Origin of the sequence: Aliidiomarina sanyensis (assembly GCF_003987175.1) — a bacterium.
Lineage (GTDB): Bacteria > Pseudomonadota > Gammaproteobacteria > Enterobacterales > Alteromonadaceae > Aliidiomarina > Aliidiomarina sanyensis.
The window spans coordinates 23,046-36,115 of the sequence record NZ_PIPM01000004.1 but is presented as its reverse complement, the minus strand read 5'-3'; the positions used below and the strand labels follow the sequence as shown (position 1 = coordinate 36,115).

At 51.3% G+C, this 13,070-nt stretch carries 13 protein-coding genes; 9 read left to right on the top strand and 4 right to left on the bottom strand.

Annotated elements, in window-relative coordinates; genetic code table 11:
- Positions 1–109 precede the first annotated feature (109 nt).
- Together CWE11_RS05410 and prlC are read left to right on the top strand one after the other, a co-directional pair.
- Positions 110–2,218: a tetratricopeptide repeat-containing diguanylate cyclase gene (locus tag CWE11_RS05410; RefSeq protein WP_126776587.1), complete on the top strand. Its 2,109-nt coding sequence runs from the start codon at positions 110–112 to the stop codon at positions 2,216–2,218.
- 101 nt (positions 2,219–2,319) lie between these two features.
- Positions 2,320–4,365 carry an oligopeptidase A gene (gene prlC, locus CWE11_RS05405; RefSeq protein ID WP_126776586.1) on the top strand — a complete coding sequence of 682 codons (2,046 nt, stop codon included), beginning with the start codon at positions 2,320–2,322 and terminating at the stop codon, positions 4,363–4,365.
- A gap of 58 nt (positions 4,366–4,423) precedes the next feature.
- Here the strand turns inward: prlC and CWE11_RS05400 are convergent, their stop codons facing one another.
- Together CWE11_RS05400 and CWE11_RS05395 are read right to left on the bottom strand one after the other, a co-directional pair.
- Complete coding sequence (locus tag CWE11_RS05400) at positions 4,424–4,633, bottom strand: DUF2970 domain-containing protein (RefSeq protein ID WP_126776585.1); 210 nt, start codon at positions 4,631–4,633, stop codon at positions 4,424–4,426.
- A 20-nt stretch (positions 4,634–4,653) separates the two neighbouring features.
- Entirely contained in the window at positions 4,654–4,926 is a 273-nt protein-coding gene (locus CWE11_RS05395; RefSeq protein WP_126776584.1) for a hypothetical protein, read from the bottom strand.
- A gap of 173 nt (positions 4,927–5,099) precedes the next feature.
- On the opposite strand from CWE11_RS05395, the gene rpe reads away from it, so the two are divergent.
- The 7 genes from rpe to CWE11_RS05360 all read left to right on the top strand — a co-directional run bounded on the left by rpe (position 5,100) and on the right by CWE11_RS05360 (position 11,886).
- A complete protein-coding gene (gene rpe / locus CWE11_RS05390) occupies positions 5,100–5,780 on the top strand; it encodes a ribulose-phosphate 3-epimerase (RefSeq protein ID WP_126776583.1) in 681 nt (226 codons plus the stop codon).
- A 54-nt stretch (positions 5,781–5,834) separates the two neighbouring features.
- Positions 5,835–6,839 (top strand): tryptophan--tRNA ligase, encoded by a 1,005-nt coding sequence (trpS, locus tag CWE11_RS05385; protein WP_126776582.1) that lies wholly within the window; start codon positions 5,835–5,837, stop codon positions 6,837–6,839.
- Between the two features lie 23 nt (positions 6,840–6,862).
- Positions 6,863–7,531: an anthranilate synthase component II gene (locus tag CWE11_RS05380; protein ID WP_126776581.1), complete on the top strand. Its 669-nt coding sequence runs from the start codon at positions 6,863–6,865 to the stop codon at positions 7,529–7,531.
- Positions 7,532–7,703: 172 nt separating this feature from the next.
- Positions 7,704–8,927 (top strand): aspartate aminotransferase family protein, encoded by a 1,224-nt coding sequence (locus tag CWE11_RS05375; protein WP_126776580.1) that lies wholly within the window; start codon positions 7,704–7,706, stop codon positions 8,925–8,927.
- A gap of 9 nt (positions 8,928–8,936) precedes the next feature.
- Positions 8,937–9,950 carry an arginine N-succinyltransferase gene (gene astA, locus CWE11_RS05370; protein ID WP_126776579.1) on the top strand — a complete coding sequence of 338 codons (1,014 nt, stop codon included), beginning with the start codon at positions 8,937–8,939 and terminating at the stop codon, positions 9,948–9,950.
- Between the two features lie 29 nt (positions 9,951–9,979).
- A complete protein-coding gene (astD, locus tag CWE11_RS05365; RefSeq protein WP_126776578.1) occupies positions 9,980–11,455 on the top strand; it encodes a succinylglutamate-semialdehyde dehydrogenase in 1,476 nt (491 codons plus the stop codon).
- Positions 11,456–11,475: 20 nt separating this feature from the next.
- Entirely contained in the window at positions 11,476–11,886 is a 411-nt protein-coding gene (locus CWE11_RS05360; RefSeq protein WP_126776714.1) for an OsmC family protein, read from the top strand.
- Between the two features lie 11 nt (positions 11,887–11,897).
- Here the strand turns inward: CWE11_RS05360 and CWE11_RS05355 are convergent, their stop codons facing one another.
- Positions 11,898–12,788 carry a phosphoribulokinase gene (locus CWE11_RS05355; RefSeq protein ID WP_126776577.1) on the bottom strand — a complete coding sequence of 297 codons (891 nt, stop codon included), beginning with the start codon at positions 12,786–12,788 and terminating at the stop codon, positions 11,898–11,900.
- Positions 12,789–12,814: 26 nt separating this feature from the next.
- Positions 12,815–13,057, bottom strand: a complete 243-nt coding sequence (locus tag CWE11_RS05350) for a SlyX family protein (RefSeq protein WP_126776576.1) — start codon at positions 13,055–13,057, stop codon at positions 12,815–12,817.
- Positions 13,058–13,070 lie beyond the last annotated feature (13 nt).

Genomic DNA, 13,070 nt, shown 5'->3' with positions numbered 1-13,070 from the left:
TTTTTCATCTATCAGTCTACACCGATTGTTTATATTTTGTGATGCAATGCGTAGTATTTTCGACCGTTTTTTGATAAATGTTACAAAACAATGATAACGAGAGCTGCCCATGAGCCGCCATGCGACATCGGTCCCCAAGAACCACCGGTTTTTTAATGCCATCCCCCACCCAGTCTGGATGCTAGCTATCGTTCTGGCATGTTTTTCGAGTGGGACAGTTTCCAGTCAACCGTTTCCTTCTCCATGGACTGATGCAGCGCTCGAGCAACGGATTGATGCGTATCTAAACATGCGTGATCGCGAAGCGGCCCGCGCTGAACTCGATGCGATTTTGAGCGCGGTTGAAACCGCCAATGCGCCGACAACTTATGTGCGCGCTTGGACGACCCAAGCAGTCTCGATTGCTCAGGACGGAGACGTTGAAGGGGCGATCCAGGTCATTCAGGACCTCATGGAGTATGCGGAACGCCATGCGTATCCGGACGTCTGGGTCGAAGTTCTAGCGAATAAAGTCGCTTTGCTCACGTGGCAGGGCGAAACGGCCAGAGCACTGGTGGTGGCGGAACAATTAAGTGAATATCTTGAGGACGCTGTCGACCATCGTGTGCGGTACTATGGAAATGTGGTGGTTACCGGTCTTTTTCGCTCGAATAGTCAGTATGAGCGGGCTCTGAGTCACGCGTTGGCAGCGCAAGAAGCGCTCTCCCACACAAACAACGAGCGCACCGCAACCCGCCGAATTAGCTTGCAACAGCAAATCACGTTTATTTACTCGGATTTGCGTAATTATCCCGCAGCGCTTGAGGTATCTGAACGGGCGTTACGCGAAGCCCTTGAGAATGATTATCTAGGCTTAGCAGCGTCATTGCTGTTGGCCCGCGGTTATTTGTTCTCGCAAATGGACCAGCATGAGGATGCCATTGAGGTGCATCGCCAAGCGATTGATTTAGCCGAACAAGCTGGCGAGATCGGGATCGTTTTGGTGAGTCGCAATAATATCGGCAGCGCTTACATCCATTTGGAGCGTTATGAGGAAGCGCACACTGAATTAACGGAGGCCTTAGCGCTAGCTAAAGAGGTGGGGGATGAGGAGACGGCGGATCTGTTGCGTTACAACCTAGGTTACATTCAAGTGATGCAAGGGGATATTGAGGCGGGTATAGCGGAAGTTGAATTTTACGCCACACGCCTTCAAGCGCGTTATTCGGCGGCTGAGTATGCAGAGCTATTGGAGCATACCGCAACGCTGTATGAACATGCTGGAATGTACCAAGAGCAAGCTCAAGCGTTGTTGGAACAACGTCGGTTACGCGAGGAAGTTTTCCAAGCGGAACGCGAGAAAAGTATCTCTGAAATGCAGGTGCGCTTCGAAGCCCGGGAGCAAGCGCAACAAATCGAGTTGCTGGAACAGCGCAATGCACTCCAAGAACGCGTGATTGAGAATGCGGCATTGCAACGTCAGATCTTTATATTATTCGGTGTGGTGGTAGTCTTCGGTTTGATTATTATGATCATGCTCTACCGGATGGCTCGTCGTGCTAATTTGCGCTTGAAGGTGGTCAACAAGCAGCTAGAGTTCCACTCCATGCGCGATCCGCTAACGCATTTACTCAATCGCCGTGCCCTGCAAGAACAAATGCAAAAGCGTAACCCCGCTGAAAAGGCCGACCGTCGAGTTAAGCTCGGAGAACATCCAGACGCGCTTATTTTGCTCGATATCGATTTCTTTAAACGCATCAATGATAATTTTGGGCACGCAGCCGGTGATGAAGTGCTTAAAGAGCTGAGTCAGCGCTTACAGGGACTTGCACGATCTTCAGATCTCGTTGTTCGGTGGGGTGGTGAAGAGTTTCTTATTGTTCTGCGTAATAGCGATTCAAAGGTGCTACCGAGTATTGTCTCGCGCATTCTCGACGCAATTGCTGAGCAGCCAGTGCACTTTGAGGGCCGTGCAATTCCGGTGACGGCAACGGCTGGATTTGTGACGCTCCCGTTTGCCGGTGTCCCGGAGGAAGAGGTGAATTGGGAGCGGGCGTTGCAGATTGCGGATATGGCTTTGTATATCGGTAAAGTACACGGGCGGAACCAAGCCTATGGCATTATGGGTCTCAAAGTTCCTTTTGAGCAAGTCCAGCCTTTGTTGGAGACAGACTTGGCTAAAGCTATTGAGGAAGACATGGTTGAGTACACCGTTTTACACGGTCCTAAAGTCAACTAAATCCCTTGATATTAGCGGACTGAACCCCCACCTCACTTTCATACGTAATGTTGGTCATGTACTGACGCTCACTCCATGAAAAAGAAGTAGGTTGAATTGCTATGCAGACTCAGAACAATCCGCTCTTGACGCCTTTTTATCATCCTCCGTTTCGCTCGATTCGCGCTGAGCACGTTAAACCTGCAGTCGAAAAAGCCATTCAAGAATGCCGTACGACGATCGAGGCGGTTGTGCAGGTGAGTGAGCCAACGTGGGAAACGGTTGTCGCCCCCCTTGAGCAAGCAGACGATCGCCTGACGCGGATCTGGTCGCCCATTTCCCACATGAACTCCGTCGTTAGCCAGGACGATTTGCGTGAAGCCCATGATGCATGCCTTGAGCTATTGTCCGAATATGGGACCTGGGTTGGACAACACGAGGGATTGTATAACGCCTACAGAAAAATTGCCGACTCACCTGATTTTGCAGCGTTGAGTGGTCCGCAGCAACGGGTTATCACGGACACTCTCCGTGATTTTGAACTGTCTGGCGTGAACTTGCCCCCCGAGCAGAAGAAACGCTATGGCGAGATTCAAAGCCGTTTGTCGCAACTTGGCTCTCAATTCAGCAACCAACTGCTTGATGCGACGCAAAGTTGGTTCTGTCATGTGACTGATAAGGCGCGCTTGAGTGGCCTGCCGGAGAGTGCCGTCGCAAGTGCCCGCGAGGCAGCTGAGGAACGTGAACTTTCTGGCTGGGTATTTACCCTTGATATTCCAAGCTATTTGCCGGTTATGATGTATGCGGACGACCGTGAACTGCGTCGCGAAATGCAGTATGCCTATATCACCCGCGCCTCGGACCAAGGCCCCGATGCAGGAAAGTTCGATAACTCTGCCATCATCGATGAAACCCTTGCATTGCGGCATGAACTGGCCCAGTTGCTCGGATTTCAGAATTATGCGGAGGTGTCCTTGGCCACCAAAATGGCAGACAGTCCTCAGCAAGTGATGGGCTTTTTGGAGGACCTTGCCGCGCGTTCCTTACCCCAAGCAAAACGCGAGTTTGCCGAAATTGCGGACTTCGCCCAAAAAGAACATGGAGTGGATAACCTCGAAGCTTGGGACGTGGCCTATTATGCTGAGAAGTTGAAGCAATCTTCGTATGCGATCTCCGATGAGCAATTACGCCCATACTTCCCGGAGGACCGGGTGGTTTCTGGGTTATTCAAAGTAGCGGAGAAGCTCTTTTCTATCCGAATTCAAGAAGCGGAAGCGGACACCTGGCACCCCCATGTGCGCTATTTCGAAATTTACGATGCCCAGAATGAGTTGCGAGCTGGGTTCTACCTTGATTTGTATGCGCGAGCGAAGAAGCGGGGTGGTGCATGGATGGCCGATTGTGCTGTGCGTCGACGCTTGCCGGATGGGCAGCTTCAGAAGCCGTTAGCCTATTTAACGTGTAACTTTAACAAGCCCGTTGGTGATAAGCCGGCGCTATTTACCCATGATGAAGTGATTACGTTATTTCACGAATTCGGTCATGGCTTACACCATATGCTCACCCAGATTGATGTGGCAGGCGTTTCTGGAATTAATGGGGTCGAGTGGGACGCGGTCGAGTTACCGAGTCAGTTCCTCGAGAATTGGTGTTGGGAGCCCGAGGCGCTGGCGTTTATCTCCGGACATTTTGAAACCGGAGAGCCCTTGCCAAACGAGTTACTCGATAAAATGCTCGCTGCACGGAATTTTCAAGCAGCAATGCAAATGGTCCGTCAGCTTGAATTCTCGCTGTTTGATATGCGTATTCATCAGGAGTTCTCAGCAGAATCCGGGGCACGTGTGCAGGCAATCCTTGATGAAGTGCGCCAACAAGTTGCCGTTTTCCAGCCCCCACACTACAACCGATTCCAACACAGTTTCGGACATATTTTTGCTGGCGGATATGCGGCGGGTTACTACAGCTACAAATGGGCGGAAGTCCTCTCGGCGGACGCCTATGCACGGTTTGAGGAAGAGGGAATCTTTAATCCACAAACCGGACAAGATTTTCTGCAGAAGATTCTTGAGAAAGGCGGCAGTCAGGATGCGATGGTTTTATTTACCGACTTCCGAGGCCGTCAACCGGACATCAGTGCGCTGCTCCGACACTCAGGAATTGCTGCCTAGGGTTTGATGGGTCAAAGGATACCGAACGACATGGCCGAGTGCTTTAGGCATTCGGCCCTTAGCTTGTGAGGTGCATAACGAGCCGGACGAGTGCGGCGACCGACAGCACAAAAAGCACGAGAATGAGGATAAAGACGATAATGTAAGCAAGGGGGTGTCCTTGCGAGAAGTCACGTTTGCGATTTGCTTCCGTTTGCACGCCAAACATCGCGGCGAGCACGCTCATTACAACAGCGAACAATCCTGGTTTTTGTTCTGAATCGGTCATCGTGTAAACCTCAAGCGTTTTCAGTGCGTTGTTGGTGGGCGTTGCGGTTGGCGATCACGCTGACCGAGTGTCAACTCGAGTAAATCAAGAAAGTGAAACTGGGTTGATCGGCTTTTCCCACTCGCCCACGCGCGCCAATTTACGGTTTTTTGGCATGAGCCATTTGTCATCGATGCGGGCGTCGAATGCATATCGTGCTCACAGCCCTCTGCGCTGTCCGGTACTTGCGCGAAATGCGTCAATGCAAGTCCAAGAATCACCATACATCCAAGGGCAGAAACGATTTTAAGCATACGAGAAGATCCCCAACCGACAAAACCCAATGCCTAGAACAGGCATGAAAATAGGGTGTTACAACAGGGTGTCACTTTAGCATTAGGGCGATTCCCAGACCAGTTTTGTTTTTAGGGTGCTTGGTGCGCAAGGTATTGGTAGAATAACGCAAATTTATTTAAGGGAGGGGGTCATGCGCGACTTTCTAATTGCTCCATCAATTCTGTCTGCAGACTTTGCGCGTTTGGGTGAAGAAGTCGATGCAGTTCTGACCGCTGGCGCTGATGTGGTCCATTTTGATGTTATGGATAATCACTTCGTCCCCAACCTGACCATTGGCCCGATGGTTTGCAAAGCCTTGCGTGATTACGGGGTCACCGCACCAATTGATGTACACTTGATGGTCCAACCGGTGGATTCCATTGTGCCCGAATTTGCGAAAGCGGGAGCTTCGATGATTACTTTCCATCCTGAGGCCTCCATCCATACTGATCGCACGCTGCAACTGATTCGAGACCACGGTTGTAAAGCCGGTTTGGTGTTTAACCCTGCAACGCCCTTGCATTATCTGGATTATGTCATGGACAAGATTGATATGATTTTGTTGATGTCAGTGAATCCAGGTTTTGGCGGACAATCGTTTATTCCTTCTACGTTGGATAAGTTGCGTGAAGTTCGTCAGCGTATCGATGCCAGTGGGCGAGATATTATTTTGGAAGTCGACGGTGGCGTGAAAACCGATAACATCCGTGCAATCGCTGAAGCCGGTGCGGACATGTTTGTGGCAGGCTCCGCAATTTTTAACCAACCCGATTATAAGAAAGTGATTACAGAGATGCGCGCCGAGTTAGCGGCCGCGAAGCGCTCCATCTGAGCTTACCCTGTTTTGAATTGAAGATGGCATCATCATAAACCTAGGAAATTGCACATGACCAAACCTGTTGTATTAAGTGGCTGCCAGCCCTCGGGACAATTGACCATTGGAAACTACATGGGCGCATTGCGGCAGTGGGTTGGTATGCAAGAATCCCATGACTGTCATTTCATGCTGGTCGATTTGCACGCCATTACCGTGCGGCAAGATCCTGCGGCATTGCGCAGTGCCACACTCGATGGCCTTGCGCTCTATATGGCCTGCGGTTTGGACCCAAATAAAAGCACGCTCTTTTTGCAATCCCATGTACCTCAGCACGCCGAACTAGCGTGGATTCTCAATTGCTATACGCAAATGGGCGAACTGAATCGCATGACGCAATTTAAAGATAAATCTCAGAAGCAAGAATCGAACATGAACGCGGGACTATTCACGTATCCCGTTCTAATGGCGGCTGATATTCTGCTGTATAACGCCAACGAAGTACCGGTCGGTAACGATCAAAAACAACACCTTGAGTTGGCGCGAGATGTCGCCACGCGCTTTAACAATATCTATGGGGACGTGTTTGTCATTCCTGAGCCGTTTATTCCGCAACATGGTGCGCGGATTATGAGCTTGCAGGACCCAACCAAGAAAATGTCGAAATCCGATGACAACCCGAAAAACTACATTGGGTTATTGGAAGAGCCTAAGAAGATTGCCAAGAAAATTAAAAGTGCCGTGACGGACTCGGATGATCCACCCCGCGTTACCTTTGACCAAGAACAGAAGCCGGGCGTCGCCAACTTACTGACGCTGTTAAGTGGTGCCACCGGGCGCGATGTTGACAGCTTAGTCAATGAGTACGAAGGCAAGATGTATGGGCACCTGAAAGGAGATGTCGCAGACGCCGTCGTTGCGCTCCTCGAGCCGATCCAAGCCAAATACCATGCATTACGTCAAGACCAAGCCACGTTAGATGCAGTGATGGCGCAAGGTGCAGAAAAAGCACGAAGTGAAGCACAAGCGACGTTGCGGAAGGTTTATGACGCGGTCGGTTTCGTGCTACCGAAGTAGGAACGCGTGACGTTGACGCCGCAATGATACTCTTCATTGATAACTACGATTCCTTTACCCACAATCTTGCCCGGTACTTTCGAGAGCTCGGGCAAGATGTGCGTGTGGTGCGCAATGATGAACTAACGGTTGATGAAATGGCATCCCTTCAGCCAGAAGCTCTCGTTATCTCACCTGGTCCTTGCACGCCAAATGAAGCAGGTGTTTCGCTTGCCGCGATCGCTCATTTTGCAACACAAATCCCTATTCTCGGTGTGTGCTTGGGGCACCAGGCCATCGGCCAGGTGTTTGGTGGGCAGGTCGTCCGGGCGGCTCAAGTGATGCATGGCAAGCGTTCGTGGATTGCGCATGATGACAGCGCATTGTTTGAGCGTTTGCCCTCTTGCTTTGAAGTTGTTCGCTATCATTCGTTAGTGCTCGAGCCGAGCACGATGCCCGCCTGTTTAGAGGTGAATGCCTGGGTGAGCGAAGCGCTCGGAGATCCCAAAGAGCCTCGCGTTTGGGGAGAAATTATGGCGCTTTCGCACAAAACCTTGCCGATCTATGGTGTTCAGTTTCATCCAGAGTCGGTTTTAAGCCGCTATGGTCATGAAATCCTTGAAAACTTTTGTGGTGTTGTTGACCAATTTTGGCACAAAAATAGCGATTCGAAGCGCATAAATTCGCAGCGAGAACAGCTCCCTTCTGCATAGTTATGCGAGCATTTTGCAATTCTAAAATACCTTCAAAAAATTCATATTTATCAGCATTTTAGTGAGTAAGACATTTGTCTTCCTTCATGTCATAATACGGATACTTTGGGACTTGTCTGTACAAATGCATTCATCGGCAAGCACCGACCAAAACAACAGGAGAGCGTGAAATATGTCAGCAGTGAAATCAGTGACCCGCCAGGTTTTTGATGACGTGATGGTGCCCAACTACAACCCAGCCCAGTTTATTCCGGTGCGGGGGGAAGGCACTCGGGTCTGGGATCAAGAAGGTCGAGAGTACATTGATTTTGCCGGTGGCATTGCTGTGAGCTGTCTGGGCCATTGTCATCCAGCGATGGTTCATGCGCTGAGTGAGCAAAGCAAAAAGCTCTGGCACTTGAGCAACGTATTAACCAACGAGCCGGCACTTCGTCTCGCGCAAAAGCTCGTTGATGCGACGTTTGCGGATAAAGTGTACTACGCCAACTCAGGTGCAGAAGCCAACGAGGCGGCATTGAAGCTCGCCCGCCGTTGGGCGCTTGATGTACATGGCGAACACAAGCACCAGATTATTGCGTTCCATAAAGGATTCCATGGCCGAACGTTCTTTACCGTGACTGTGGGTGGACAGCCAGCCTATTCAGATGGGTTTGGTCCGAAACCCGGCGGTGTTCATCACGTTGAATTTAACAACTTGGAGAGCTTGGCTGCGGTCATGAGCGAGCAGACCTGTGCGGTTATGATTGAGCCGTTGCAGGGCGAGGGCGGTGTCGTCCCGGGCGAGGAAGCCTTCTTGAAGGGAGTTCGTGATTTGTGTGATAAGCACAACGCCTTGCTCATCTTTGATGAAGTTCAAACAGGGTTTGGCCGCACCGGAACTCTCTATGCGTATGAGCAAACGGGGGTGACTCCAGACATTCTCACCTCAGCGAAAGCACTCGGGGGTGGTTTCCCAATTGGTGCCATGTTGACCACAGCAGCCATTGCCGACCATCTGAAGCCAGGTACACACGGTAGCACCTACGGAGGCAACCCATTAGCATGTGCGGTGGCCGAGGCGGTGATGGATGTCGTGAACACCCCTGAAGTTCTTGAGGGAGTAAAGCAACGTGAGCAATGGTTCCGTGAAGCATTGAACGCAATCAATGAAAAGCACCATGTATTTTCGGAAGTGCGCGGCCGTGGCTTGTTGCTTGGTGCGGCCTTGAATGACAAATACAAAGGCAAAGCACGCGACTTCTTAAATGCTGCGGCTGAAGAAGGCTTGATGATCTTGATTGCGGGTGCGGATGTGCTGCGCTTTACGCCGAGCTTGATCATCAGCGATACAGATATCCAACAGGGTATGGCGCGTCTCGAAAAAGCGATTGAGCGCGTCATCGCGGCGCACGGGTAAGGAAATTCCATGCTGATTGTACGGCCTATTGAGGCACGTGATTACGAATCATTGTACGCGTGTGCGGTCGAGTCAGGGCACGGGTTTACGTCCTTGCCCGTCGACGAGGCGCTGTTGAAAAAACGCATTGCGCGCGCGGAGCACGCGTTTGCGAAAACAGACGTCAAGCAGCCCGGTGAGGAAGGGTACCTTTTTGTGATGGAAGACACCGAAACCGGAACAGTGGTCGGTGTCAGTGCAATCGAAGCCGCGGTTGGTCTCACGTCTGCGTTCTATCACTATCACTTAGGGAAGGTGGTCCATCACTCACCGCAGCATAATGTGTACAATGCATTGCAAACACTCACGCTGTGTAATGATTACACGGGCGTGAGCGAGTTGTGCACCTTATTCTTGCGCGAACCGTTTCGCAAAGGCCGCAATGGGCGTGTGTTGAGTAAGTTTCGACTGTTATTCATGGCGCAATTCCGCCAACGATTTGCTGATACTGTGATTGCGGAAATGCGTGGTGTTTCTGATACCGATGGGCGCTCACCTTTCTGGGCGTGGCTAGAAAAGCATTTTTTCACGATGGATTTCCCGAGTGCCGATTATCTCACGGGCATTGGCGAGAAGACCTTTATTGCCGAATTAATGCCAAAATTCCCCATCTATGTAAACTTGCTCGATAAAAGTGCGCAAGAAGTGATTGGGCAAGTCCACCAAAACACGTTACCCGCGTTGAAGCTGTTAAAGTCGGAGGGATTCCGTTTTCGTGGTTACATCGACATTTTTGATGCAGGCCCGACGGTTGAAGCGGAAGTCAAACAACTGCGTACGGTTCGCAACAGCCGGCTGATGACCGTGCAAATTGGACGCCCTTCCGTGGCTGAAAATGTCTTGATTTGCAATACCCGTTTACAGGATTTTCGCGCCTGTCAGGCCGACGTGAGTTACGCGGGTGACGACGTTATTCTGACCGAGAAGGTCGCGCAGGGCTTGCAGGTCACAAATGGTGATCTCGTGCGTTTAGCCGTGCTGTAGCACCAGACAATGAATTGAGGAGAAGATAAATGGCAGAGCAACTACGGACTCATTTTATCAATGGCGTCTGGCAATCCGGTGAGGGCGCAGAGTTTACGTCCGTTGATCCTGCAAAAGATACCGTTGTGTGGCGTGGCCAAGCGGCTAGCGCCCAACAAGTTGACGCGGCGATGCGCGCAGCTCGCGCCGCATTTCCAGCCTGGGCGGCGATGGCATTTGAAGATCGTCTCAGCCGAGTGAAACGCTTTGCTTCATTGCTTGAAGAGAATAAAGAAGGCATGGCGCTTGTGATGGCGCGAGAGACCGGCAAGCCGTTGTGGGAAACGCGCACTGAAGTCGGTGCCATGATTGGTAAAGTGGGCATCTCTGAAAAGGCCTATCATGAACGCACAGGTTTGGTTGAAAATGAGATGCCTGGCGCGAAAGCCTTTATTCGTCATAAACCTCATGGCGTGGTCGCGGTGTTCGGACCGTATAACTTTCCAGGGCATTTGCCGAACGGCCATATCGTTCCTGCGTTGCTGGCGGGCAATGTGGTCGTTTTCAAACCGAGTGAGCTCACTCCGTGGGTAGCCCAGTTCACCGTTGAACTATGGGAAAAGGCAGGCCTCCCTGCGGGCGTCCTTAATCTTGTACAAGGCTTGGTGGATACTGGTAAGGCGTTAGTGGCACACCCCGAGATGGACGGTTTGTTTTTCACGGGTTCGTCGACTACTGGGAAGTTCTTGCATGAACAATTTGGCGGTCGGCCCGACAAGATTCTAGCCCTTGAGATGGGTGGGAATAATCCGTTGATCGTGAAAAATGCCCAGGATGTGGATGCGACGGTCCACAATATTGTGCAGTCAGCATTTATCACATCCGGTCAACGCTGCACCTGTTCACGCCGTTTGTTCATTGAAACGGGTGCCAAAGGCGATGCGATTCTCGCACGCCTGATTGAGGTCACCAAAAACATTGAGGTCGGCCATTACGATGCAGATCCACAACCCTTTATGGGTGCAATGATCTCGGCCAAAGCTGCTGCTGGGATGGTGGCTGCGCAGGAGCAGCTCATAGGTCTAGGGGCGAAAGCGCTCGTGACCATGGAGCAACCGGATCCAAAGAAAGGATTTGTTACACCGGGTATTTTGGATGTGTCAGACGTTCGTGACATGCCGGACGAAGAGCATTTCGGACCCCTGCTCAAAGTTTACCGCTTCACGGACTTCGATGCGGCCATTGCTGAGGCGAATAATACACGCTTTGGCTTGTCTGCAGGTTTACTCAGTGATGAGCGGAGTGATTGGGATTACTTCTTCCATCGCATCCGTGCAGGCATCGTGAACTGGAACAAGCCGATCACCGGCGCGAGCAGCGCGGCACCGTTTGGCGGGATTGGGGAGAGTGGGAATCACCGCCCAAGCGCTTATTATGCGGCAGACTACTGTGCGTATCCGGTTGCTTCCGTGGAAGCCGAACACAGTGAGATGCCGGCAACCTTGAACCCAGGATTAAAATTCTAGGAGTGCTCATGGCTAAGCCAATGTCAGCAAAGGTCCAGTGGATAGATGGGCTAAAGTTTGTCGCTACATCAGGAAGCGGACACAGCGTGGTCCTCGATGGGGATGGTGCAAAAGACGCCCCTAGCCCCATGGAAATGGTCTTGATGGCGGCCGCGAGTTGCTCATCTGTGGACGTCGTGAGTATCTTGCAAAAGGCGAAGCAATCAGTTCGGACCGTCGAGGTACTGGTCGACGGCCAACGGGCGGATGCAACCCCCGCCGTGTTCACGGACATTCACTTGAAGTTCGTGGTGTATGGGCGCGATATAGCTCCATCGCACGTTGAACGGGCGGTTAAACTGAGTGCGGATAAGTATTGCTCGGTCTCGATTATGTTGAGCAAGAGTGTGAATGTGACGCACAGTTTTGAGATTGTGAACGAAGCCGGGTAACCCCGGCTTTTTTATGCGTCTTGTGCTTGAATAATCGCCCGTTGCTTACGATCCATCAGGCGTTCAATGAGAGGGGTTAAGATCAACTCCATCGCCAGCCCCATTTTGCCGCCGGGCACCACGAGCGTATTGATCCGCGACATGAAGGATCCATCAATCATCTGCAAATAGTAGGGGAAATCAGGGTTTGGGATCCCCCGAAAGCGAATCACAACAAAACTCTCATCCATGGATGGAATGTCTTTGGCACTAAAAGGGTTCGAGGTATCGACGGTTGGGACGCGCTGGAAATTAATGTGGGTCCGAGAGAACTGCGGCACGATATGATGAATGTAGTCATCCATACTCCGTACAATACTTTGTGCGACGCTCTCGCGCGAATGGCCGCGTTCTGATGTGTCACGAATAATCTTTTGAATCCACTCCAAGTTGACGATAGGCACCATGCCAATCATCAAATCCACGTGGCGCGCGACATCATAGTCATCGCCGGCAACTGCACCATGCAGCCCTTCGTAAAACAGCAGATCGGTATCTGACGCCAGTGGCTCCCATGGGGTGAAGGTCCCGGGCATTTGATTGTAAGGCACCGCATCATCAAAGCTGTGCAGATAGCGTCGATGCCGTCCGTTGCCGGTTTCGCCGTAGGTTTTAAATAGTGCTTCAAGGGCCTTGAAATCATTAGCTTCGGGGCCGAAGTAGCTGATGTGCTTGCCTTTTTCTTGGGCCTTGCGAATCGCAACATCCATCTCCGGGCGGGTATAACGATGAAAACTATCGCCTTCAACAAAGGCGGCATCCACACGCAGACTGCGAAAAATATGTCGAACCGCCTGACTGGTTGTTGTCGTTCCCGACCCTGATGAACCGGTCACAGCAATAATGGGGTGGCGATCTGACATACGAGAGCTCCTTGTCGTCGGGCGAATTAATAATGCGGCGGTCTCTCATCGACCGGTGCTTCTTTTTGCGAATCGTTTAATTGTTGTACACGCTCAAGCACCAAAAAGAAATGCTTGTGTAACTTGGCAAGCTCTTGATTTTGTTGTGTCAGCAACTCGTTGAGCTCTGCGATCGTATCTTCTTGAAACGCCAATTGGGTCTCGAGCCGATCGATTCGTTCAATCAGAGCAGCATCCGGCGCGGCCACATTTGGTGAATTTTTACTCATGCTTTTTGAATCC

Coding starts and splice junctions, on each gene's coding strand:
- CWE11_RS05410 (WP_126776587.1), top strand. CDS start 110: ATGAGCCGCCATGCGACATCGGTCCCCAAGAACCACCGGTTTTTTAAT.
- prlC (WP_126776586.1), top strand. CDS start 2,320: ATGCAGACTCAGAACAATCCGCTCTTGACGCCTTTTTATCATCCTCCG.
- CWE11_RS05400 (WP_126776585.1), bottom strand. CDS start 4,633: ATGACCGATTCAGAACAAAAACCAGGATTGTTCGCTGTTGTAATGAGC.
- CWE11_RS05395 (WP_126776584.1), bottom strand. CDS start 4,926: ATGCTTAAAATCGTTTCTGCCCTTGGATGTATGGTGATTCTTGGACTT.
- rpe (WP_126776583.1), top strand. CDS start 5,100: ATGCGCGACTTTCTAATTGCTCCATCAATTCTGTCTGCAGACTTTGCG.
- trpS (WP_126776582.1), top strand. CDS start 5,835: ATGACCAAACCTGTTGTATTAAGTGGCTGCCAGCCCTCGGGACAATTG.
- CWE11_RS05380 (WP_126776581.1), top strand. CDS start 6,863: ATGATACTCTTCATTGATAACTACGATTCCTTTACCCACAATCTTGCC.
- CWE11_RS05375 (WP_126776580.1), top strand. CDS start 7,704: ATGTCAGCAGTGAAATCAGTGACCCGCCAGGTTTTTGATGACGTGATG.
- astA (WP_126776579.1), top strand. CDS start 8,937: ATGCTGATTGTACGGCCTATTGAGGCACGTGATTACGAATCATTGTAC.
- astD (WP_126776578.1), top strand. CDS start 9,980: ATGGCAGAGCAACTACGGACTCATTTTATCAATGGCGTCTGGCAATCC.
- CWE11_RS05360 (WP_126776714.1), top strand. CDS start 11,476: ATGTCAGCAAAGGTCCAGTGGATAGATGGGCTAAAGTTTGTCGCTACA.
- CWE11_RS05355 (WP_126776577.1), bottom strand. CDS start 12,788: ATGTCAGATCGCCACCCCATTATTGCTGTGACCGGTTCATCAGGGTCG.
- CWE11_RS05350 (WP_126776576.1), bottom strand. CDS start 13,057: ATGAGTAAAAATTCACCAAATGTGGCCGCGCCGGATGCTGCTCTGATT.